This is a genomic window from Haliscomenobacter sp. (assembly GCF_965225875.1).
GTDB lineage: Bacteria > Bacteroidota > Bacteroidia > Chitinophagales > Saprospiraceae > Haliscomenobacter.
Genome location: NZ_CBDDBS010000001.1, coordinates 744,353 through 768,309, shown reverse-complemented (window position 1 = coordinate 768,309; position 23,957 = coordinate 744,353). Strand labels below are relative to the sequence as shown.

Below are 23,957 nucleotides of genomic sequence, written 5' to 3'. Positions count from 1 at the left end.
GGAATACTACATCACTTCAGATCTTATGAGAGTTACAACCTGCATCATTACCCTGCTTTGGAGCGTCATTTCTTTCGCTCAAGGGCCCCTCAAAGTTAGCACCAATCAACGCTACCTCGTCAAAGCCGATGGCTCCGCCTTTTTCTGGCTGGGCGACACCGCCTGGGAGCTGTTCCACCGCCTGAATCGGGAAGAGGCCACTCAATACCTGAGCAATCGAGCTGCCAAAGGTTTTACGGTGATTCAGGCTGTTGCCCTGGCCGAAATGGACGGCCTCAACACCCCTAATCCCTATGGTGACAAACCTTTGTGGAAAAACGACCCAACAACCCCCAACGACGCCTATTTCAAACATGTCGATTTTATTGTGGACAAAGCGGCCGAACTGGGCCTGTTTATTGGCTTGTTACCCACCTGGGGGGATAAAGTATTTAAAGACCGCTGGGGCATTGGACCTGAAATTTTCACTCCAGAAAATGCCAAAATCTACGGTCAATGGATTGGTGCCCGGTACAAAGACCGCAAAAACATCATCTGGATCATGGGGGGCGACCGCAATCCCCGCAATGAGCAGGACCTGGCCGTTTGGCGGGCTATGGCTGCGGGTGTCATCGATGGAGTAGGGGGCACAGACAAAGCCTTGATGACCTTTCACCCCCAACCCAATGACTTGCAAGACGGTGGCTCCTCCAAATGGTTCCACAACGATGCCTGGCTGGATTTCAACATGTTTCAAACCGGGCACTGCCGCGAAAACAACGTGTGGGACCGCATCCAGGTCGCTTATAAAAAGACACCCATCAAACCCGTACTGGACGGGGAAACCATTTACGAAGACCACCCCGTTTGTTTCAATGCCAAAGACCTGGGCACCTCCAGTGCTTACGATGTGCGCAAACACGCCTATTTGGATGTGTTTGCCGGTGCTTGTGGCCACACTTACGGTTGTCACGACATCTGGCAGATGTACGACAAAACCCGTGAGCCAGTCAATGGGCCCCATATAGTCTGGCAAGAAGCAATGGATCTGCCTGGCGCGACCCAGATGCAATACTTGCGCCGACTGATGGAATCCCGTCCCATGCTTGATCGGGTTCCTGACCAAAGCCTGATTACCAGTGCCCGGGCTGAACACGATCGGGTGCAGGCCACCCGGGGTAAGGATTATCTTTTTGTCTATTCTTCGCAGGGCAAACCCTTCACGGTCAACTTGGGTAAAATCAGTGGAAAAACCCTCCAGGCCACTTGGTACAATCCGCGCAATGGCGAAACCAAAGTGGCCGACAAGGTGCCCAATGTAGGACAAAAAGCATTCACCCCACCCAGCAGTGGCTACGGTCAGGATTGGGTATTGTTGTTGGATGACAGCAGCAAAGGCTATCCAGTACCAAAGTAGTGGGGTAAAATGAACACTTATCTTTTATCACCCCAAAACAAGACCGCTATGGGATACTTTGGAACAAGTGAAGACCTGCCTGCAACAACTTCATTCCGAGCAGGCGCCTGGACTGGCGTTTACGAAGCGGGTAAACTCCGTTACCTCCGTTTGGGGAATTGTGAAGTTTTGCGCATGATTTACCCGGCCATCCGCGACCAACATTGGCGCACCGCTCCGGCACAAATCCTCAGTGAAAGAATCCAGATTGAAGCCCAATCCTTTTCCATCGAATACACGGCGCGTTACCAGTTGGAGGCTGTAGATTTTCAGGCGCATTATGTATTCGAGGGCGACGCTGAAGGCCGTCTGAGTGTGACCATGCTGGGCGAAGCCCTGGCTGATTTTCAGCGCAACCGCATCGGCTTGTGTGTATTGCAGCCCATCGATACCTGTGCGGGAAAACCCGTATCCATCATCCATCCTGACGGCAGCCGGGAAGCTTCAACTTTTCCCAGCTTGATTAGCCCCCATCAACCTTTTATCGGAGTACAAGGCATGGAGTGGAGCCCCGCCCCTGGCCTGCAAGTACAACTCTTTTTTGAAGGGGACATTTTTGAAATGGAAGACCAGCGCAACTGGACAGATAGTTCTTACAAAACTTACAGTACTCCCTTGTCGATCCCTTATCCGGTGCAGGTGCAAAAGGGCGAAAGAATGCAGCAAAAACTTATCCTGCAAGCTCAGCCCAATGCCGTAGCAAATACGGAACCTGAACAACTGGAGATAAAAGTGTTGGAACAGACTTATGCATTTCCGAAGCTGGGAACAGACTGGAACACAGATTTTACGCCACAAACGCCAGCCTTACCCTTTGATTTTTTGAACTTGCTGTTGAAACTGGATCAGCCCGATTGGATAGAAAAACTGGCCGCCGCTGCGCAAACTGCAAAGCTGCAAAACAAAAAACTGGGACTCAGTGTGGCCTTAAGGTCAACTGCGGATCTTGCCCCTTTGACCCAGGGATTAGAACCCCTTAGCGACCAAATCCAACAACTTTGTATCCTGTCAGCAAGTGGTCCGGTACCTGCGGCGGACTTGATGGAGGCCGCCTACGCGGCATTGAAAGCCAACTTTCCTCACCTCCCAGTTGGTTTCGGCACCGACGGCTACTTTACCCAACTCAATCGCAATCGCCCTCAAACAATTGCTTTTGATTTTCTACAGTTTTCACCCAATCCTCAGGTACATGCCTTCGATACGCTCACGATCATCGAAAACCTGAGTGCCCAGCGGGATGTTGTGCGGACTGCCCAAAGTTTTGCCCCGGGCAAAGCCATCCATGCTGCTCCCATCACCTTGCGGGCGCGACACAATCCCAACCCGGCGGATGCGATTGACCCTCGTCAACATAGCCACCTGGCTGCGGCTTGGACATTGCTGAGTATAAAATACCTGGCGTCTTGTGCGGCGTTGAGTTATTTTGAATGGGTAGGTGAAAAAGGGGTTTTGCCCCAAGATGGTTCTTCACCCCTGGCGGATTATTTGCAGCAGATTGCGGAATTTCAGCCGGTCTGCATCGTGGATACCACTTCCAGTGACCCTCTGAAAAAGGATTTGTTGTTATTGGAAAACGGCCAGAAGGAACGACTGGGGTTTGAGGTGGATTTTGAGGCGGGGGAAATTCGGGTGTTTTAGCAACAAATGACTAAGCGGGCATCGCCTTAAAATACAACTGCGCATACCTCGCAATGTACTTCCCAATTACATCAAATTCCAGATTCACCAAATCCCCCTCCTTAATCGACTGAAAGGTAGTATGCTCATAGGTATAAGGAATGATCGATACCGAAAACAGGTCATCCACCGGGCTCACCACCGTCAAACTCACGCCATTGATACAAATTGAACCCTTGTCCACCAGCAAATGCTCTTCGGTAGGTGTGTAGCGGAAATGAAAATTCCAGGAGCCATCACGATCGTCGACTTTGGTGCACACACCTGTGCCATCCACGTGGCCTTGTACGATGTGCCCATCCAGGCGACCATTCGAGCGCATGGCCCGTTCCAGATTGACCAGGCTGCCGACTTGCCATTGCCCCAGGTTGCTGCGTTTTAAAGTCTCTTCGATGGCCGTGACAGTGTGGATATTGTCTTGGATGGCTACCACCGTGAGGCAGACCCCATTGTGGGACACACTTTGGTCAATTTTGAGCTCAGCAGAAATGCTGGAGGCAATGCTGAAATGTACATTGCTGCCTTCCTGGCGGATTTGTTTGACTTCGCCCAGTGATTCGATGATGCCTGTGAACATACAGAGATTGAATTTGTGTGCAAACATAAACAAGCTTAAGAGAGAAAAGATGCGGGTGTAAATTTAATAAACGGTCAATTGCAACCTATCAAAAAGCACCAATTCCGCACCAGCAGTAAACAAGGCCTCAATATTTGAAACCTCGTTTTCAAATAAAGCAATTAATTCCTCATTTTTGATATTGCCGAATTGAAGCAGCAATACTTTAGGTGGCGCGCCTTGTGCTAGGTAAGCATCAAAGAAATCACTGTCTTTAGTAATAATGATTCGATTTTCTCGTGCAGCTATTTCTCGGATTTCTTTGTCTTGCAGTAAGTGTCCTTCTGGAAAAAAAGTAGTGTGAATTGTATCACAACCTTTCGCATTTAGAAATTTCGCTAATTTATATGGGAGTTGAGTATCAACTATAAATTTGAGCATATGCTAAGCGGCAACGAGCGGAATAATTGATTTTACATTTGCCATGCGAGCAGCAAACAATAAGCAAGCGTAAATATCTTCTTGCTCCAAATAGGGATAATCCTCTAGAATTTCTTCATGAGTCATACCTGCTGCAAGCAACTCCAGCAACTGCGCTACGGTAAAACGCATATTGCGGATACTCGGTTTGCCATGCGAGACTTCAGAATTAATGGTAATGCGTTCGATGATAGTTTCCATATCCTACAAAAATACTAGAAAATTTGTTGAAAATAAAGAAAATCTTTCTCCATTCGGACGGTAGCAGCAGCAACCCAGTTCGGAGCTATGTGTACTCCGCTGGGCAATCCTACCCGCCAGGCACAAACCTTCCCAGAACAATTTCACAACTTGCTCCATTCCCTCAAAACCGCCCAATAAAATAGCCCATCATTCACTCCGCAGCGACTTCACCGGGTTCATCAGGGCCGCTTTTACACTTTGAAAACTTACCGTCAAAAAAGCGATGCCCACTGCCAGCAGGCCTGCCAGTGCAAACATCCACCACTGTAACTCGATGCGGTAAGCAAAATCGGCCAGCCAACGCTTGGTGAAATAATAAGCAATCGGCATGGCGATGAGGATGGCGATAAACACCAATTTCAAAAAATCCTTGGTCAGGAGCAGGGTAATGCCAGCGACCTTGGCGCCCAACACTTTGCGGATGCCGATTTCTTTGGTACGCTGTTGAATGACAAAAGTTGCCAGTCCGAATAAGCCTAAACAGGCCACCAATACCGCCAAAGCGGTAAAAATAGCCATCAGTGCGCCCATGCGCTGCTCCGTGCGGAACAATTGGTCGTATTGATCATCGAGAAAAGATGGATTGAAAGGGCGCATAGGTACAGTTTCTTTCCAAATTTGCCCCACTTTAGCCAATAAAGCGCGTGAGTCCTGGCCGGCTCCAACGCGCAACAGGGCGCTGCTGAATTGACCCGCCTCATTGTACAACACGACGGGGCCTACCTCCGTGCGCAAGGAGGCGATATGGAAATCGCGGATCACTCCTACAATGGTTCCCTCATTGAACAACCTACACCTGCGGCCAATGGCCTCTTCTGGCTTCAGGTTGTAATGCTTCAAAAAAGCTTCATTGACAATGAATTCGGTAATTACATTGTCGCTACTTATTTTTTTAGGATCGAAATTGCGCCCTGCCAGCATTGAAATTCCCAGGGTTGGAAGATAATGCTCGTCGGCCCCGATACCCCCTACTATGTGCCAATCGCTATTGTCTTTAGGATTGGGATTGAGCGAGAAGCCGTTGCCAATGACGGTCTCAAAGGGCGAACGATGGGTTTGTGCAACACTTTCAATCCCGCTCAGTCCGCGCAACTTTGTACAAAACGGCTTCAACTGATCGCGTAAATCGGCGTTTCCCTGCAAATAAACCACCTGATCTTTATCCATCCCCAATTTTTCCGATTGCATAAAGCGAAGTTGCGCTCCGATGACTACGCTGCCCACAATCAAAAAAGCTGACCCGGCAAATTGGAAGACCACCAAAACCTTGCGAAGGGGCAATCCGGAATGCTGCATGGAGTCTGGGTTCCCTTTCAAGGTGGTCACTGGCTTGTATTTTGCCAATACGATGGCCGGATAAAAACCTGCCAAAAAGGAAAGTGCAACCCAGGCCACCGTCAATACCAATAAAAAATTGGGTTCAAGGAGTCGGAATGGGATTTCTTTGCCGAGTAATTCATTCAACATCGGCAGGGTCAAAGCAGTCAATGCGACCGATAAAACAATTGCAGGCAATACTAAAATGAAGGATTCACCCAAAAACTGGGTTACCAATTGGCCCTTCTTGGCCCCCAATGCCTTGCGCACCCCCGTTTCTTTGGCCCTTACCGACGCCTTGGCAGTAGCCAAATTGATGTAATTGATACAGGCAATGCCCAAAATCAGTAAGGCAATGGCACCTAGGAGGTCTAAATACCGACTATCCGTAATGGCCAAAGCATCAGAATAATTAAAAACCTCCGTATTGAAATGCACCACGTTGAGGGGTTCTAGGGGCAGGTGCAAGCTTCTTTGGGTGATCTTCTCCTCCGGCGGATAGATCCAATTTTCAATTTTTTTCGCCAGTGTGTTCAACTTGGCTCCTGGTTGTAGCAAAACCCAGGTTGTATAATTGGGGTTGTTCCACTCAATGTTTTTTTCCGACTGAGCGTAACCCTCAAGGCTGTAATGCGAAGTGAGAAAATTGAAAGAAAAATGCGAATTGGCTGGCACATCTTCCATCACTGCAGCCACTTCATAATCTTTGTTGTTGTTGAAATTCAGAGTTTTATCAATAGGGTTTTCGTCGCCGAAATATTTCTGGGCCATACTTTTTGTCAAAATCAGGGTATTCGGTCGCGCCAGGGCACTTTTTAAATCACCTTTGAGGGCTTTAAAATCGAACAAATCAAAAAAATTGGGATCTGCGTAGGCAAATCCCGATTCGTCGAAAAGGCGGTCTTTGTATCGAATGGTTCGAGGCCGCCATTCTGTCGAAAACCGGGTAACATCCTTTACTTCTGGAAAACGGCGCTTCAACTCCGGCCCCACAAATACCGGAACCGAAGGTGAAATCACCTGTTCATTGCCCATCAGTACGTCGTAATTCACCCGGTACAAGCGATCTTTGTGTAGGTGAAACTGATCAAAACTGCGCTCATGGCTGATGTATAAAAGAATGAGTAAGCAGGCAGCCAGGCCGATGCTTAGCCCGGTAAGATTGAGCAGGGTGTATCCCAAATGCTTTTTCAGGGTACGGAGGGCGAGTAACAGGTTTTTGTTAAACATAAGCTTAGGTCTTTTTTCAATAAAAGCTCAGCGTTTAATCGGCCCGCAACACAGCTTTGCGGAGTTGCCAAGGAATAATCCGCAAAGAACATGCCACGTGTCTAAAATATTGTTTATCAGTTTTTAATAAAATGAATTCCTGTTCGATTTTGAACAATTCGATCTGTTTTCGGACATTTTTAGCATCAACCAAAGCCACTTCCAAAATAGCGAAATACACTTCTCAGGTGTAAGATTGTATATTTGTAAGCATGGGGTCTTACTACTGGACATTTTTGTATTTTAGAAGCGACGCCTAAAACCTGCACGACGATGAAAAAGAGCCACTTCTATATTTTGTTTGTACTTGGGTCTATTCTCCTCAACTGCAAAACAGGGAATAAAGCCACTCGCCTTTCTGTAAACGGCCTGGCAGATGCTGAAAAAAACCTGGATCACGCTGGCTTTATCCGCGATTTTGACAATAAAGCATTGGCAAGGGGGGAGAGAATTTACAATGCCAACTGCATCAATTGCCACGGAGACGAAGAAAACGAAGGCTCCATCCCGATGTCCTTAAAGTTTTGGTCCGAGCCATTTAAAGCAGGCAATGATGCTTATGCCATGTACCGAACCATCACTCAGGGCTACGGTGCCATGCCACCACAAGTGACGCTCAGTCCTCAAGAAAAATACGACGTCATCCATTACATCCAAACCAAATTGGTGTCCAAAAACAAAACTTCACCCCTTGCGCCAGTAACCCCCGAATACCTTGCTGCGCTGCCCAAAGGCACATCGAGAGGGCCAGCTCTTAAACCTTACCAGCCCTGGGCCGACATGGATTATGGGAATTTCCTGATCAACACTTACGAATTAGCCGACGAAAAAACGGGCATTCCCCGCTATCACTCCCCCGGCCCATCCCCTTTCCGGGACGAAGACTACTCGAAAAACAATTTTGCGTACAAAGGTATTGCCGTGCGTTTGGACAAGGGTGCTGGTGGGGTTTCCAAAGGCAAAGCCTGGATGATTTTTGACCACGACCTCATGCGTGTCGCAGGGGCATACACCGGCGAGGGTTTTATCGATTGGAACGCCATATTGCTCAACGACAAACACGAAACTTACCCGCGAACCATCGGTAAGCTCCACTTTGAAACGCCCGTAGGCCCAGGGTGGGCAAATCCAACAACTGGAGAATTTGAGGACCCTCGCTTCGTAGCTCGTGATGGAAGGAAGTTTGGGCCACTGCCTAAACCCTGGGCCAATTACAAAGGCCTTTATCATTTTGAAGACCAAGTCATTCTTTCCTATACCGTTGGTGAATCGGCTATTTTAGAAAAATTCGGGTTCGTCAACTCATCCATTTTTACCCGAACACTGAATGTCTCACCTTCCAATTCTATTCTAAAAATGCGGGTGGCCAATTTGCCGGCCAAAGTAAGCATCTCGGGCAAAGGAGCTACCCTGGTTGAAGAAAATGGGCAGATTTTCCTCAGCATCGATGCCAAAAATCCGGTAAAAGTTTGTGTAATGATTGGCGACAAGGATGCCGACTTTTCTAAGCAGAACTGGCCTGAGCCCGAATCTTTGATCAAATACACCCTGGGAAAAGGCCGTGCTCATTATCCTGAAACCATTAAAACCTTTGCAACCAAGGGGAAAGAAGATGGCCCTTTTGCCATTGATCAATTGACCCCACCCTTCGACAATCCCTGGGCTTGTCGCATGAAATTGAGTGGGATTGATTTTTTTAAAGATGCCAATACCGCTGCCGCCTGTGCCACCGATGGCGACATTTGGTTGATCAAGGGGCTTTTGGACCCCAAAGGTGTCCTGACCTGGCAACGCATTGGTTCGGGGCTGTTCCAACCTCTGGGCATTAAAATAGTAGCTGAAAAAATATACGTCACTTGTCGGGACCAATTGGTGCGCCTGCAGGACTTGAACGGAGACAAGGAAACCGACTTTTATGAAAGTTTCAACCACGATCATCAGGTAAGCGATCATTTCCATGAATTTGCGATGGGCCTACAAACCGACCAGGAAGGCAACTTTTATTATGCCAAAAGTGGCCGGCACGCCCGGGAGGCGCTCATTCCACAACATGGAACTTTGCTGAAAGTTAGTGCAGACGGCTCTAGAACCGACATCATCGCCACGGGTTTTAGAGCCGCCAATGGAGTATGTATCAATCCCGACGGTAGCTTTATTGTCACCGACCAACAGGGCTATTGGAATCCGATGAATCGCATCAACTGGGTCAAAGGGGTAGGGAAATTTTACGGCAATATGTGGGGCTACAACCCGCCAAAAGATTCGTCACGGGCAGCCATGGAGCAGCCATTGGTGTGGGTCGACATGAACTACGACCGCTCACCCTCCGAAATGGTGTGGGTCGACAGCAAAAAATGGGGTGCCTTGAATGGTGGCCTGCTGAGCCTTTCTTATGGCTATGGAAAGATTCAGTATGTGCTGAAAGAAACCGTCAATGGGCAAGAGCAAGGAGCGGTGATCGATTTGCCGGGAATTAAATTCCTTACCGGGGTCATGCGTGGTAGGTTCAATCCTGCGGATGGCCAACTGTATGCCTGTGGAATGTCGGCCTGGGGCACCAACCAAATGATGCGCGGGGGCGGTTTGTACCGGGTTCGCTATACGGGCAAAACACTTCCGATTCCCATTAAAATGCAGGTACTCGAAGAGAGCATAATACTGAATTTTGATACCCAACTGGACCCAAACTCTACCACTGATTTGACCAATTTTACAGTAAAAACCTGGCAATTGCTGAGGAGTAAAAAATACGGCTCAGAACGATTGGACCAGAAAGTTTTGGAAGTAAGCAAAGCCCAAGCAGAAGGCAGTAGTTTGAAATTGAGCATTAAAAACCTGGAAAAAGTGGACGTAATCACCATCGATTACAACATCAAAAACACCAAAGGTGAGGCATTAAAAGGCTCTATTCAAGGCACCATTCATCAACTTGGGAAATAGAATGGTTACCTAGAGCTGGACGCTAAATGTATACAATTATTGGTGAAAATTAAGAAGGAAAGAAAAAACTCCCCTGCGGTGGAGGTGGAATTGGGATAAGTTAAAGCAATGTTCTATTGTGGCACCGCAGGGAGAGGAGGAAGGTGTTTGGTTTTACAAAAGTCAAACGGTTAATGGGAATTAAATGTAGGGATCAGTGGTGTTTAACAAAATCATTTCAGTTAACTGGTAATTTAGCATTACTTGTACTGGAATCCAAGTTTCACTGGATTTGAGATTTAGCTATTATCAGTTGTTTTTGACTTCTCAAAAGTACTTCATCTAAATAGGGGAATGGGCAAAAAAGGACAATTACACACATTCAGATAACAGATGAACTGTTTTTAAAAACACAATATATTTACACGAAAATATTCCTAAGCCGTGTACCCATCCAACCAAATCAAAAATTCGCGCAAACGCTGCTGAGCAACGGGTACTTTGGCCCCGGTACTGAGCACGATGCAGGACTCGCGATTGTCGTATTGCCGGATGTATTTGTAATTGACCAAATAGCCATTGTGGACCCGGAAAAAGCCCTTACCAGCCAGGGAGCGTTCAAAAATACCCAGGTTCCTACCTGCGCCTACGGGCTGGTTATCTGCCATGTAAAAACGGGTGATCGGGCCATCCGCCTTCAAATAACAGATGTCGTCGATTTTCAATAAATCAAAACCCGAATGACTGGATATGCGGATAAAAGTGGGCGCTTTTTTATTCAATTCGGCAATCTGCCCTTCGAGGTTGTGGGTCATGTATTTTTCTACTGCCCGGCGCAAACGATCCGCTTCCACTGGTTTGATCAGGTAATCCACTGCGTCCACCTCAAAAGCCTGGGCGCCAAACTGCGGATAAGCTGTCACAAAAATAATTGCGGGCGCAAACCCCTCTTCCTTGAGGCTTTTGGCCAAATCAACCCCTTTGATTTCGGGCATTTCAATGTCGAGAAAAACCAGATCAGGGCGCAGTTCCAGAATACCAGCCTTGGCCTCTACCGCTGATTGGTACTGTTTGATGACCACCACATCCGGGCAGTAATTGCTCAAGTCGCGCTCCAATACTTCCAGAGCGTCTTTTTCGTCATCTACCAATATGGTTTTGATCATCATGGTATTCAGTTTTTGGGGATGGAAAATGGATTTCAACGCGGGTGCCAGTGTTCGTACCACGATCGGCAAGGTCAACGATGTTTATGCTTGCGGCTTGATTAAAACGTTCATTGAACAGTTTGAGGCGGTCGGCACACAAACCCATGCCAACACCTGAGCTGGCCAGAGAAAGTTCTTTGCCTTTTTCGCTACTGGCTTTGCGCCCAATCCCATTGTCTTCAATACTGAGCAAGACCGTAGATTCAGCATTCATGGTCACCGCAATCACCAGGGCTTGATGCGGAGAATTGTCCTTAAACGCGTGTTTGATGGCATTTTCGGCATAGGGCTGCAACAAAAGTGGTGGCAATTGAATGGCATCGAGGTGGATGTCAGGATCTAGTTCAAAAACGACCTTGAAACGATCCCGAAAACGCAATTGTTCTAGGTCGAGGTACAATTTGAGCAAATCCAGTTCTTCCCGCAGAGAAATGCTGGACTTTTCGGTCAATTCAAAGATTTGCCCCAATAAAATGCCCAATTTAGATAGGTATAAACTTGCATCGCCCGCCTTGTCGCGGGCGATGAGGTTGCGGATGGAATTGATGCAATTGGCTACAAAATGGGGCTTGAGTTGTTCGCGCAGGGCCAGCAATTCAGTTTCGGCCAAGGCTTGCTGCTTTTGGGTACCGATGACGTTGATTTGCTGTTGAATCAGACCTTTACTTTGCTCCTGAAGCTCCAATTTTCTTTGATCCAACTCCAGTTCTTTGGCAACGCTGAGCGTCTTCGCGTGTTTGGCGTTTTCTTTAGCGGTTTTTAAGGCGAGGTTTTGGGCTTCATTGCGGTCGCGTAAAATGGTATGGTGCCGAAAACTCAGCGCAACCGCCAAACAGAGCACATCCACAATTATGGCTACGTGCAGGGGCATGTCCCCGAGATGCAAAAAAGTCAGGGGACTTTCACCTCCCAGTCGGGTGCCGATAAAATTGCCAAGAATGGCACCCACTGCCGCCAAAAACGAGCCAAACAGCACCCAACCGACCATCACCCCCAACTTGCGTTGGTACAACTTCACAAAATTCCAAATCCAGAAAATGGACAGAGGTGCCAACACCGGCTGCATAAAATCCAGGCGTTCCCAGTACAACTTGGTAAGGAAATGCACCGGAATCAGGCAAACCAGGATCACATTGCTCCAAATGATGAATTTTTCCAACCATTTCCACTGCAGCCGGTCGCGAAGCAAGTAAAAAATAAATATTTGATAGGCCACAAAAGAGAGCAAATAAACCGGCGCCCGCAAGTGTTCCCACCACCAGGAAGCAGCTGGGAAGTACAAACCCAGATCAAGGAAGGGATTGATTTTTTCCAGGCGGCGAAAAATCAAAAACCACATCAAACCCAGGTAAATTACGTAGTAAATGAAAGCTTTATCGCGTTGTTGCAGGTATTGGATGAGCCCCAACAACATCGAAAAACTTAAAAAACTCAGCAAAGCAACATAAAACATCAGGTAGTGTAAAGCCGGTACCCCGGTAAGTTCCTGATACCCTTGGGCGCTGTACAATTGGAATTGGTGTTTTTTGGCCACCTTACACAACACAAAAATGGTGTCATTTTGCAGTGGGGGAATGGTTAGCAGGACTTTTCCCTCCTCGGGGCGGTAGACCAGACTGCTGTACGACTGTCGATCCCAACTGCTGATTTCGTTGTAAAAATGTAAGGGCCGTCCCTTTTCCCGCTGGATCATTCCAAATTTCAACCTGGTTTTGAGGGTAGGAAGGGGAAAAATGAGCCTTGCGGTATCTCGTCCTGGATTGTGGAGTACAAAAACGCTCAATACACTTTTGCCGTCGGCAGGGAATTTATTGGTCTGGTTTTTAGCCGAATGAGCATTGGCAAGGTACCAGGCTTGAACGGATGATGGGGTTACTGCAATGCTAGAAGGGAAGTTCAATACCAATGGTTGAAAAGAATAGCTGAGGCCTTCATTGGTCAGTGGCTGGTCCAAAACTGCCTGCACATTGATCCGGGGCTGAGCTGGCAAGAGCTGAACCAACCCACAGAGGCAAAAACAAAGCAGCCATTGGCAGAACCTATTCATAGAATATATTTTTGGCTATGTAGTGGGGCAAAATGAGCACTTATTTTTTTATTGCCCCTATGCTAAGCATTTTGGCGCGTTCGTTTTTTGGTTTTTAACAAACGCGTCCTTTTGTTGAATAAATCCCCACGATCATCTCACGGTTGTTTTTTGTGGATGCTCACGGTCCAGCCCCCCGGACTTCCTTCCAGTGTGCCACTAAAATCTGTACCCAGATTGTAGTTTTTTAACTGCTCCTGGGCATCCATCCAAATCTCCGGTTGGATTTTGGAGAGTTCAAACCCCAAGTTGTCGCTTTGTAAACTGATTTTCACCCAAGCTTCTGCTTCTTCCTGTATCAACCGTAGCCCCGGTCTGCCCGATGTTGGAAATTTTGCACTATGGTACAACAAAGACAAAAACAGCAAGGAAGGACACTGCCATTGTGGTTGCAAAGTTGATCCAGGCAACTCGATGGCAAAATCATTGAGTTGTACCAGGCGTTTACAGAGTTCTAATTCCCGTTGAATGGCAATACTTGGTTCGGCAGCAAAAAACAATAAATCACGCACGAAACCGCCAAAGCGGGTGAGCTGTTCATCCGCCGCTTGTACCTGCTCATTGGCCAGGTGTTGGTTGAGTTGCTGCAGGATGTCATCACTGGTTTTGGCCAAAAAGCCGTAGCGGAGGGTGCGCAGCTGGAGCCGCTTATAGGCCAGTTCGCGTTGATTTTTTGAGTCCAGTTTTTGATTGCTGACAATTTCTTCTTCCTGAATGGCCAGTTGCCGTTTAACTGCGGCCAATTCCTGTTCCAGGGTTACCTGCAAACGGCGCTCGTGGATGTGTCGCTGCTCCAGGGCCTTGGTTTCCCGTTCGCGGAAAGCCAGGTGCTCCTGCAACCAGCTTTTTTCCTGTTCACCCAAACTCACCAAAAAGAACACACTCTCCAAAAGGCCACCTATTCCAATGGGTAAAAAGCCCAAATCAACGCCTTGCACACTACTCAACTGCTTTTCAAAAAAAGTAAAAGCAAGCAAGGACAGGAAAAAGCCCCCAATCAAGGCAAAAGCACTGCGCAGGATATATTTGGTTGGTGCGTAATTGACTTTGCTTAAAAACCAGATCGCCCGCATGCTGAACAACACCACAAACCAGAGAAAAAGGTAAAACAACACCCAGCTAAGGTAAAGCTGATCGAGCCAAAGCAGGATTAAGTCCAGCAAAAAATAGCCCAGTAAAAAAAGTTTGGCCCTGTCTTGGATGGATTCAAACCACTCCGCTCCAACCCGCTTTTTTACATAGGAATAAATAAACTGCAGGTAGGTATAAAAAATAGCCACCATAAGCCCGGCTTTGGTGTAATTCCAATCTACCCAAGGAGCTTGAGCACTTTCAACCGCATTTTGATCAATGATTTCCTGTAAAAAATAAAACGCCAGGCTCCATTTGAAGGCGGTGTACCACCCAAATACCTCGCGTCGGCGAGACAAGTAAAAAATGGAACTCACGATGGCCAGCGTAAAAAACAGGCTGATAAAGATGGTTTGGCCAAACGCCAGATTTTTCAATTTAGATGCCTGCGCCACCCTAAAATCATCCAGATTCCAAAGGGTTGGTGCGAGGTCCAAACCGAGGCGATTGTCTTTGATCAGGAGGTAAAAAATGACCGTTTTGCCTTTGGGCAAGGTGTATCGATACACTTGATTGGCAGCCAGGTTAAAGCCGATGTTTTGTTGTTTTTGGGCTTTGGGTTTGGGCAAAGGGTAACTGCGGCGATCCACTTCGACCCAAGCATTTTTGATGAAAGATTGTTCAATGCCCAGAGGAAAGTTTTGACCACTACGGTTTTCAACCCGAAAGGCCAGCCAATATTCATACAAACCGCGTTGAAATTTGCCCTTGGGCTCAAAATGATCAGGGCCTACCAGCGCCAACCCCTGCCCTCCGCGGAGCTGGGCTTGAGCCAATGGAAAGGGAATGGGCCTGGATGAGGTCAATATGCGCAATTCCGAGCCCAGGCGGCAAGAATCAAAATCGGAATGGATGGCACAAGCTTCCAAATAGGCCGGGCCTTGTGCAGCGATAGTAGCACACAAAAAACAACACAGCATCAGGGTGTTCAGAAGGTGTAGATTTATTTTTGCTGCTTTCATTAGGAGCTGTGGGTGAATACAGAGCCAAAAGGTACTAAAAATTGGGGATAATCCATTATTACTGGAATTTCTATCCTGAAAGCTGTATTTTTGAAAAATCGACATAAGTCCTTAAAATTGAGTAAAATTTAAACAGAAAAAAGAGGTATTTTCCTTATCTTTGCCGCCTTTTCTGAATCCATCGGGGCGATAAAAAAATAAGTGTTTCATTTTGCTAAAGGATTAGATAAGAAAACGATTCATTTTAAGTTTCTTATCTAATCCTTTGGCTCAGAAAAAATGAACACTTATTTTTGCCCCACTACATTGTTATCATGAGCAGCAACATCGTCGCGATAGTAGGGCGTCCCAACGTAGGCAAATCTACTTTTTTTAACCGCTTGATTGGGGAACGCCAATCTATTGTGGATGACACTTCTGGGGTTACCCGAGATCGGCAATACGGCAGTAGTTATTGGAACAGTAAAAACTTCACCGTAGTGGATACGGGAGGTTTTGTCCAAAACTCGGAAGATGTCTTTGAGGCAGCCATCCGCGAACAGGTCAAAATTGCCATCGAAGAAGCCACGGTGATTATTTTTATGGTGGATGTTACCACCGGAATCACCGATTTGGATGACCAGGTAGCGGACTTGCTGCGCCGCAGCAAAAAGCCCGTTTTTTTGGTGGTCAACAAAGTGGACAACGGCCAACGTTTGTTTGAAGCCAATGAATTTTGGAGCCTCGGCTTTGAAAATACCTTTTTCCTGAGTTCACTCACCGGTAGTGGGAGTGGGGAAATTTTGGACGCAGTGGCGGAGCATCTGAATGAAGACGAGCTCCCCAATGAAAACAGCCTGCCCCGATTTGCCATCGTTGGTCAACCCAACGTGGGCAAATCCTCGCTGACCAATGCCCTGCTGGGAGTAGAGCGCAACCTGGTAACGGATATAGCAGGAACCACGCGTGATTCCATCAATGCCGTGTATTCCAAGTTTGACAAGGAATTTATTCTGGTAGACACCGCTGGGATTCGCAAAAAGGCCAAGGTGCACGAAAACCTGGAGTTTTACTCTGTCATGCGTGCCATCAAAGCCATCGAAGAATGTGATGTGTGTATCCTGATGATTGATGCTCAAACGGGACTGGAAGCCCAGGATCAGGCGATTTTCCGCCTCGCCCAGCGCCGCAATAAAGGCATTGTCATTTTGGTCAACAAATGGGACCTGGTTGAAAAAGAAACCAATACCGCCCGGGATTACGAAAAGGTGATCAAGGAACGGATTGCTCCATTTACGGATGTACCTGTCATCTTTATCTCAGTATTGGACAAAACCCGGATTTTTCGGGCGGTTGAAGCAGCACTCGAAGTGTACGAAAACCGCAACCGCAAGGTGAAAACTTCAGAATTGAACGAACTGCTGCTGGATGTAATTGAAAAATCACCTCCGCCTTCCCACCGTGGCAAGTTCATCAAAATCAAATACATCACTCAATTGCCCTTGGCCTATCCGGCTTTTATATTTTTCTGCAATTTCCCGACCCACGTCAAGGAGAACTACAAGAACTTTTTGGAAAACCAGTTGCGGAAAAACTATAATTTCACGGGCGTTACCATCAGTATTTTCTTCCGCAAGAAATAATTGTTTATGCCGTTTATTCCAACTCCAATCCCCGATCTGTTGGTGTTTGAACCCCAGGTTTGGGCCGACGAGCGCGGTTACTTTTTTGAAGCCTTCAATGCTCAAACGTTTAAAGCTGCCGGGATTGAGGCCAATTTTGTGCAAGACAACCAGGCGCGATCTACCTTTGGCGTATTGCGCGGCTTGCATTACCAGTTGGAACCTTTTGCCCAAGCCAAATTGGTGCGGGTGCTGGAGGGGGAGGTACTGGATGTGGTAGTAGATATTCGCCCGCAGTCCCCCACCTATGGCCAATGGTACAGCATCCGGCTCAGCGCCGAAAACAAAAAGCAATTGTTCGTTCCGCGTGGTTTCGCTCATGGTTATGTGGTGCTCAGTCCTACCGCCGAGTTTTTTTACAAGTGTGATAATTTTTATTCCAAAGCGCACGAAGGGGGGATCCACTACAATGATCCACAACTAAAAATCGACTGGGAAATCGACCTGAGTGAGGCCATTTTATCCGAGAAGGATCAGGTTTTGCCATATTTTGGAGCACATCGGTGATGCAATTTATTTTGGCAGCCCCTTACAATTAAATTTGTTCCTGAATGACCTCGATTTTCTCCAATATTTAGGCAGCATTCCTACCCTCTGGTACGTTTTCCGATTGTCGATTTACCGACCAATTTGAGTAGGCTATTGGCAGTCTGAAATAAACTTCGTAGTTTGGATAAATTTTTGTGGTCTATGGAGATAGCATGGCCTGCCAACTATGAAGAAGACGACTTGATTCAAGCATGTGTACGGCGAGAGCGTTGGGCACAACAAGCCTTGTATGAACAGTACTACGGTAAAATGATGGGCATCTGTTTGCGCTATGCAAATGGTGAAGAAGATGCACTGGACATTTTGCACGAGGGCTTCATCAAGGTCTTTAAAAATGTGAACAAGTTTCAGCCGGGTACTTCAATTACAGCGTGGATGCGGCGAATCATGGTCAATACCGCCATTGATTTTTACCGCAAAAGCATCCGCCGCCGTACTGAAGACATCGATCAGGCCGTCCAACTAAGCGTAGAAGACGCCGATGCCGTGAGCATGTGCAGCCAACAGGAAATCCTGGAGGCGATCCAACAGCTCACTCCTGCATACCGAACCGTTTTCAACCTGTACATCCTGGAAGGTTATTCCCACAAGGAAATAGCCGACCTTCTGAACATTACCGAAAGCACCTCCCGGTCTAACCTGGTGAAGGCGCGCCTCAAACTGAAAGAGATATTGATGTCCCGCAACTACGACGAAAATGGAGCAGCCGCAATTTGACCGACTCATTCGTGAAAAACTGGAGAACCTTAATCCGGAATTCCGTGCCGACCATTGGCAACGGATGCAAGCAGCAATGGCCTCTGATGAAGAGCTGGAGCCCCTCAATGCTGCCGAGTCTGCTTTCGACCGGGAAGTGCTTCAACAGATGCGTCATTTTAATGTAGGTGCTGCACCTCGGCATTGGGCCCGCTTGCGGCGTCGGATGGAAGAGGCCTTGTATTTGCGCAACCTTATCTTGGGGTCCAAGTTTGGCGAAGTTTTAGTCTTTACCCTCGCGCTTTTGCTTTTTGTACAATTGCCGCTATCCAATCCAGAAAACAAAGCCTCTTTCCCCACAGAAAATACAGCTCCAAACCAACAGGCAATTGCTGGCCGTGTGAACAATAACGCTGCTTCCAAACCATCCACGGGCCAAGCCAAACAACTTGCGTCCAATAAACATTTGAGACAAGGCAGCAATCGTCACGATGACCGAAACCATGACGCCGTATTTTCTTACAACGCCCCCGAGGTCGAAATTGTATCACACCCCAATCAAAAGGCACTTTCCACGTTGGAATCAGCTAACCCAACCCTGGTTGGAAAAACTCCTGAGCTGGGCAACCAAACTTTACAGATTGAAGACCCCAAACACGCTGAGGCCATGTCCAACTACTATGTGTTTGGCAATCAACTGACGCCGCTGGCTCAACAGCGCTCCAATGCTGTTCTTCAGCGACGCCTGAGCATTTTTGAAGCCAACGCCCTCAAACCATTCCGCAAAAAGACCCTCTTGAGTGCGGCAATGTTTGGAGGTTCGGATTACAATCAAATCATAACCCCCGCGAATGAAGAAAACCGCACGGATGTCTTTAGCCGTTATGCCTTGGGCTACAGTGGAGGGATTCTTTTTTCAGCAGAAAGAGGCCGCTGGGAGTTGGGTACAGGTTTGATTTATGCAGCGAAGCCTTACAATCCTCGCCAGATCATAAAACTCGAGGGTAGTTTAGATCAAGGTTATACCAAAGCTTCATTCAACCAGGTTGCCCTCGACATCATCAACATTCCTTTCCACGCTCGTTATAATTTCTTCCTGCACAAACGTTCCCGTTTGTATGCAGTGATCGGTGGTTCCTTGCAAGTGGCTGCTTCTGCTTCTTATTTTATCACTACGGCTTCTTCTGCACCCCTCAAACCCGAAATGCGCGATGACCTCTTCGACAATACCTCGGGAGGAATTTTAGAAGGTGGCTCAGTGAAAGAAAACGGCTACATTACCGGAAATCTGGGCTTGGGTGTTGAACACTTTATGAGCGACCGCTGGAGTCTCTTCGCTCAACCGACCTATCAACATTCGCTTGGACATTTTTCGGATGGATTTGGACCTAGCCACGACCGTATCAATACCATGTCACTCTGGATGGGTATCCGCGTGAGAATCCTAGAATAAGGCTGGTGCCCATTGGGACAAAACAGAGGTATGAAATAAATCATGCCCTGCTTCTGCAATGCTCGCCCATTGCAGTTGGGGAATTTGTTGTGCCAAATAAGCAAATGAAGCAGGTGGGATCACTGCGTCGCGTTCCCCCGTAATGAGCCGTTGTGGCAGGTCAGGCGTTGTTGACAAAAAAGAACAACTTGAACGTAAGCTTGGGAAAGCCGCTGCGGAAAGCCAAATGCCCTTTAATCGTTTGCGGGTAGCTTCCGTTTGCAGGTGCTGACGCATAAATTTCAGGCTGAAGGCATCCAGGCATTTCCATTCATACAATTTATTCGCCCACTTCAGCAACAGGTCAGACCGATCAAACCAACGAACCACTTGTTTTTTTATTCCTAAAGGTAAGTGATCAAAAAAGGCATACCACCCACGCCGCGGCAAGCCATCCGGTGCCAATAAAACCAGCCGTTCCCAACGCTGGGCTTCATCTCTGGCCAAAGCCAACGCAAGCCGGGCCCCGAAACTAAAACCAATCAGGCTGTACTTCACCTGCTGTTTTTTGGCCAACAACAAATCAATGGCTTCCCGCATGTCATTAATGGAAAAATGATCTTTCTTCCAATCGGAATCTCCATGCCAAGGCAAATCGAGGGCAATCAAACAGACATCTTTGGGCAGGTAAGGGGCTAAGGGTGCAAAAACACTTCCATCTTGGGCGAAGCCGTGGAAGGCAAGCCAGAGGTGGGGCCCATTTCCGTGATGGTGGTAGGAAAGGGTTCCGTGGGTAAGATGTAGTTCGTTTTTTTGCATAAAAAATTAAGCCTGCTTTGCGAATGAACGGCTCTCCAGTTTACTCAATCATCGGTTTTAATGCTGCCAAAGTAATCAATTTATTATTGGATTCCTTTTGCCAGGCCAAGTCTTCCAACTCCAACCAAAAACATTGCGCTACCGCTGGTACAGGTCTCCAGACCTGTACCATTATCTGCATGTCTCCTGACGTGTGTAATCAAAAGAAAATGAGTTCTTTAATCTTTAAAAATCAGCCTTCTCCAACAAAAGGCTTGCCCATGTCGTTTAACATCGTGCATGATTTTGCGTCTGGAGACGCAGGGATATTGGTACAAGTCTGGAGACTTGTACCAGCGTTGCGCCTCAAAGCTGACGGACAAGACTTGGGCTAGGGGAAAATAGATTTGGGCTAGTGGATAATTATTCTATGCATAGCAAAAAAAGTATATGTCGGTCTTCAAAAAATTTATTACTTACTTTTTCCTGTGTATCCCGTTTGCCTGTAATCAGACGCAACAAGGTGAGGATTACCTCTCTTTGTATTACCCTATAAAAGTAAATGGTAAATTCGGTCTTATCGATACTTCAGGGCAAATTGTGATGGAGCCAAAGTATTTGAATGTTTATCCCCTAAAAAAAGATGTATTTTTAATTGAAGATTCCATAGGAAAGCGCATGGTTAATAATCAAGGTTCAGTTTTACTAAAAATTCCTCCAAACTCGATGCCTCTAGATTTTAATGGGGAATGGATCAAAGTTGATGAGATAGAAAACGACACTGTTTTTTTCTATGATCTAGATGGGCAAAAACGGCTAGCAATTCCTAATCAGGGAATTTCACATATTAGTGGGAATTTTGATGAGTGTGATCGACTTTTAGCGGTATTGAGCGAAGGGAAATTCCTTTATTTGAATAGGAAAGGAGAAAAGGTATTTTCCATTAGCGGAGGCGTGCCTAGTTCATTTGACGCTAAAAGTAGGTTGGCTTGTATAATCTATACTAAGAAGACTTGTTACTATGACACTATGGGGCGGGTAAAGTTTTGTGTCCCGGGAGAGGGAAATCAGTTAAATGAGGGATTAGCTTTGATTGAACAATCTAATAAAAAATATTTCATCAATGAATTTGGCAAAAAATCCTTGGATGTAAGTCCGTACGACTATGTAGATCCATGGTTTCATGATGGTATTACTTTAGTAATCAAAGGAGAATCCCATGGGTATATTAATTCCAAAGGAAATGTGGTAATTCCATTGATTTACAGCCAGGTTTCTCGCTTTACTTTAGGTCTTGCCACTGCACAAGACCCAAAGGATGATAAATGGATCATAATCAATCGCCAAAATCAAGTTGTATCAGATAAAAGGTTTGATTGGCTGGATCAGTTTGGCTTTCAAGGTTACTTATGTAAGGCGAGCATAGGTGACACTACTGGCTGGATCAATAGGAGAGGGGAATTCGTGTGGGTTGATCCAGATTAAAAGCAATTTTTTCATTCCCAGCTAGTTCAAGTCTTCCGAAACCAACCAAAAATATTGCGTCACCGCTGGTACAGGTCTCCAGACCTGTACCATTATCCGCACGTCTCCTGACGTGTGTAATTTGAAGAAAATGAGGTCTTTAATCTTTGAAAACTGGTCCCTCCAACAAAAGACTTGTCGTTGTCGTTAAACATCGTGCATAATTTTGCGTCAAACTACTCGCCTTTCCGATTCGTACATTACTTTATTGACACGATGAGGATGTACAAATTCAATCCCATTAAAAACAGGGCAGGCAATGAAACAAACAGGGTGTCTTTTGATTTTATCCGTACCAGCACGCCAAAAAACATCAATAACGCTAAGCCTCCTGAAGAAAGCAGCAATATAGGGGTGTAGACCAATCCGCAAAGAAGACCAGCCGCCCCCAGTAATTCCAAAACTATGGTGAGCATTCCTATTCGCTCCAAACCAAAGCGTTTGAATTCGCTTTTCATGTGAGGAGAAAAAAAATACGATATGCTATACGCAAAAAAAGAGAGGCTTGAAATGAAAATACAAAAGTGGAGTAGGCTCACGATTTAAGGATATTTGATGAAACCAAAGCAATGAAAATGCACAGCAGTAAAAGGAATAAAGAAGGCAAATGTTTCACCAAAGGGTTGCTTATTTTGAAGTGAAAAAATTGTGCAGCTACCATCAGTAAACCCATCAGCAGCGATGGCACAAGCACTAAAGACGGATACCATATGCCTGCAACAAGTAAGGTCGCCAACGCTATTTTGGTGGCACCAACTGCGCTGCGTGTTAAGTCACTAAGTCCGAATTGTTTGAATTCTAGGATGATGTTGTGAAATCTAAATATCCAAACATAAGCCACTGAGAATGCTACAATGATTTGACAAGCTGTCGTGAAGTTGATCATTTTGTTTTTTTATTTTCGTTCTATTCATCTGGCCTTTCGGAGATTGTCCCATGTGGAGAGAAGAGGTAGATCGTCGATTTAGGATAGCTGATACTCAAATGTAGTGAAAAATAGGCGCAAGACTGGTATTTTCAAGCTGAAAGGGATATTCGTCCTGTAAAAACCAAGTAAAAGGTTGCTGGATGCTTTCGTACCATCGAGGGGCAGGATCGCTAATGTTGACGATTAAAAATGAGAATGAGATGAAAAAAATAGTCTATTATTTACTTTTACTTTCATTCCCGGCGTGCTACGAAGAAGATGTGGATGTTGAACAAGAGGCCAAGAGAATAGGGAAGTTCTTTTGTAATTGTATGTATACCGAACTCGTTAAAAGAGATTATCGACATGCTAGAGTTTTGTGTGAATCCAAGGCAAAAATCAAGTTTAAATGGTACAGGAAGTATGTCGCATATCTCTCCCTGCCTGACACAAGCCATACAATAAGTCGTGAAAGGCATACAGTTATCCAAATTTCCTCTGAAGTAATGATCTATCTTCGAGAGCATTGTTGTGAGGAAACTAAGTCAGGCCCCTGCCAGGAGCGTAAAGACTAAATGGACTGAACTTTCTTAAACATTCAGAACTTATCTTAAAATTCAATTTTTATGCCCCAAATAACAGCACGATTAAAAAACAAAGTAATAGCCGCCATTTGTATCTGTATCATAACGATACAATTTTGGAGCTGTAAACCACATGGCGACATCCAAGCAGAAGCTCAATTTGCAGGAAAAAAATATTGCCAATGTATGCGCCAACGCTTAAAAAAGGAAGAGTTTAAATGCGCGGTTATGTATTGTGAATCTAAGATGGTTTTGGCCAGTGAATATGCTCTTTCTCACTACGTTGAATTGAGATTTTGGAACCAAACTTATCCCTTAATGCCAAATGAGGACAAAGAAAAAGCAGATCAATTTTGGGAGGAGTTTTGTCACTATACTGATTGCAATTGTTATCAAGCATCCCGGGTTGATTATTGGCGGAACAATAAACTGGAAAATGGGACGAAGTACGATGAGTAATGAGCGCAAAAGAACGGGAATATCAACCAACTAAGGTGCCCCTTTAGTGCCTTAGGTTTCTTAG

20 protein-coding genes are annotated in these 23,957 nt (G+C 46.3%); 9 read left to right on the top strand and 11 right to left on the bottom strand.

The genetic code is table 11. The features are described 5' to 3' along the window. Positions 1-25: 25 nt before the first annotated feature. Together ACO08K_RS03000 and ACO08K_RS02995 are read left to right on the top strand one after the other, a co-directional pair. Entirely contained in the window at positions 26-1,396 is a 1,371-nt protein-coding gene (locus ACO08K_RS03000; RefSeq protein ID WP_421794908.1) for a glycoside hydrolase family 140 protein, read from the top strand. Between the two features lie 48 nt (positions 1,397-1,444). Then, positions 1,445-3,073 carry a hypothetical protein gene (locus ACO08K_RS02995; protein WP_421794907.1) on the top strand — a complete coding sequence of 543 codons (1,629 nt, stop codon included), beginning with the start codon at positions 1,445-1,447 and terminating at the stop codon, positions 3,071-3,073. A 10-nt stretch (positions 3,074-3,083) separates the two neighbouring features. Here ACO08K_RS02995 and ACO08K_RS02990 read toward each other — a convergent pair whose 3' ends face one another. The 4 genes from ACO08K_RS02990 to ACO08K_RS02975 all read right to left on the bottom strand — a co-directional run bounded on the left by ACO08K_RS02990 (position 3,084) and on the right by ACO08K_RS02975 (position 6,938). Further along, positions 3,084-3,689, bottom strand: coding sequence for a riboflavin synthase (locus ACO08K_RS02990; protein WP_421794906.1), 606 nt, complete (start codon positions 3,687-3,689; stop codon positions 3,084-3,086). A gap of 63 nt (positions 3,690-3,752) precedes the next feature. Further along, the gene (locus ACO08K_RS02985; RefSeq protein ID WP_421794905.1) at positions 3,753-4,109 is read right to left on the bottom strand and encodes a DUF5615 family PIN-like protein; all 357 of its coding nucleotides are present in this window, start codon (positions 4,107-4,109) and stop codon (positions 3,753-3,755) included. A 3-nt stretch (positions 4,110-4,112) separates the two neighbouring features. Continuing rightward, positions 4,113-4,349, bottom strand: a complete 237-nt coding sequence (locus tag ACO08K_RS02980) for a DUF433 domain-containing protein (protein WP_421794904.1) — start codon at positions 4,347-4,349, stop codon at positions 4,113-4,115. 189 nt (positions 4,350-4,538) lie between these two features. Continuing rightward, a complete protein-coding gene (locus ACO08K_RS02975) occupies positions 4,539-6,938 on the bottom strand; it encodes an ABC transporter permease (protein WP_421794903.1) in 2,400 nt (799 codons plus the stop codon). A 312-nt stretch (positions 6,939-7,250) separates the two neighbouring features. On the opposite strand from ACO08K_RS02975, the gene ACO08K_RS02970 reads away from it, so the two are divergent. After that, positions 7,251-9,917, top strand: coding sequence for a DUF6797 domain-containing protein (locus ACO08K_RS02970; RefSeq protein ID WP_421794902.1), 2,667 nt, complete (start codon positions 7,251-7,253; stop codon positions 9,915-9,917). A gap of 416 nt (positions 9,918-10,333) precedes the next feature. On the opposite strand, the gene ACO08K_RS02965 is transcribed toward ACO08K_RS02970, so the two are convergent. The 3 genes from ACO08K_RS02965 to ACO08K_RS02955 form a co-directional block, all read right to left on the bottom strand. Beyond that, positions 10,334-11,065, bottom strand: coding sequence for a LytR/AlgR family response regulator transcription factor (locus ACO08K_RS02965; RefSeq protein WP_421794901.1), 732 nt, complete (start codon positions 11,063-11,065; stop codon positions 10,334-10,336). Continuing rightward, a complete protein-coding gene (locus tag ACO08K_RS02960) occupies positions 11,037-13,151 on the bottom strand; it encodes a sensor histidine kinase (RefSeq protein ID WP_421794900.1) in 2,115 nt (704 codons plus the stop codon). Before ACO08K_RS02960 ends, ACO08K_RS02965 begins: the two co-directional genes overlap by 29 nt. Positions 13,152-13,288: 137 nt before the next feature. After that, entirely contained in the window at positions 13,289-15,283 is a 1,995-nt protein-coding gene (locus ACO08K_RS02955; protein ID WP_421794899.1) for a hypothetical protein, read from the bottom strand. A 314-nt stretch (positions 15,284-15,597) separates the two neighbouring features. On the opposite strand from ACO08K_RS02955, the gene der reads away from it, so the two are divergent. The 4 genes from der to ACO08K_RS02935 all read left to right on the top strand — a co-directional run bounded on the left by der (position 15,598) and on the right by ACO08K_RS02935 (position 19,642). Continuing rightward, a complete protein-coding gene (der, locus tag ACO08K_RS02950; protein ID WP_421794898.1) occupies positions 15,598-16,905 on the top strand; it encodes a ribosome biogenesis GTPase Der in 1,308 nt (435 codons plus the stop codon). A 6-nt stretch (positions 16,906-16,911) separates the two neighbouring features. After that, on the top strand, positions 16,912-17,451 hold the full coding sequence (gene rfbC, locus ACO08K_RS02945; RefSeq protein WP_421794897.1) for a dTDP-4-dehydrorhamnose 3,5-epimerase: 540 nt from the start codon (positions 16,912-16,914) through the stop codon (positions 17,449-17,451). 183 nt (positions 17,452-17,634) lie between these two features. Continuing rightward, positions 17,635-18,210 carry an RNA polymerase sigma factor gene (locus ACO08K_RS02940; RefSeq protein WP_421794896.1) on the top strand — a complete coding sequence of 192 codons (576 nt, stop codon included), beginning with the start codon at positions 17,635-17,637 and terminating at the stop codon, positions 18,208-18,210. After that, a complete protein-coding gene (locus ACO08K_RS02935) occupies positions 18,191-19,642 on the top strand; it encodes an outer membrane protein (RefSeq protein ID WP_421794895.1) in 1,452 nt (483 codons plus the stop codon). Before ACO08K_RS02940 ends, ACO08K_RS02935 begins: the two co-directional genes overlap by 20 nt. Here ACO08K_RS02935 and ACO08K_RS02930 read toward each other — a convergent pair. Together ACO08K_RS02930 and ACO08K_RS02925 are read right to left on the bottom strand one after the other, a co-directional pair. After that, complete coding sequence (locus tag ACO08K_RS02930) at positions 19,634-20,440, bottom strand: alpha/beta fold hydrolase (RefSeq protein WP_421794894.1); 807 nt, start codon at positions 20,438-20,440, stop codon at positions 19,634-19,636. The two genes, ACO08K_RS02935 and ACO08K_RS02930, sit on opposite strands and share 9 nt — an antisense overlap. Before the next feature lie 40 nt (positions 20,441-20,480). Continuing rightward, positions 20,481-20,621, bottom strand: a complete 141-nt coding sequence (locus ACO08K_RS02925; protein ID WP_421794893.1) for a hypothetical protein — start codon at positions 20,619-20,621, stop codon at positions 20,481-20,483. Between the two features lie 248 nt (positions 20,622-20,869). Between ACO08K_RS02925 and ACO08K_RS02920 the strand changes: the two genes are divergently transcribed. After that, positions 20,870-21,904 carry a WG repeat-containing protein gene (locus ACO08K_RS02920; RefSeq protein ID WP_421794892.1) on the top strand — a complete coding sequence of 345 codons (1,035 nt, stop codon included), beginning with the start codon at positions 20,870-20,872 and terminating at the stop codon, positions 21,902-21,904. A gap of 239 nt (positions 21,905-22,143) precedes the next feature. Here ACO08K_RS02920 and ACO08K_RS02915 read toward each other — a convergent pair whose 3' ends face one another. After that, entirely contained in the window at positions 22,144-22,401 is a 258-nt protein-coding gene (locus tag ACO08K_RS02915) for a DoxX family protein (RefSeq protein ID WP_421794891.1), read from the bottom strand. Positions 22,402-22,478: 77 nt separating this feature from the next. After that, positions 22,479-22,829 (bottom strand): DoxX family protein, encoded by a 351-nt coding sequence (locus ACO08K_RS02910; RefSeq protein WP_421794890.1) that lies wholly within the window; start codon positions 22,827-22,829, stop codon positions 22,479-22,481. 647 nt (positions 22,830-23,476) lie between these two features. Here ACO08K_RS02910 and ACO08K_RS02905 point away from each other — a divergent pair. Continuing rightward, on the top strand, positions 23,477-23,893 hold the full coding sequence (locus ACO08K_RS02905) for a hypothetical protein (RefSeq protein WP_421794889.1): 417 nt from the start codon (positions 23,477-23,479) through the stop codon (positions 23,891-23,893). The last annotated feature ends 64 nt before the right edge of the window (positions 23,894-23,957 follow it).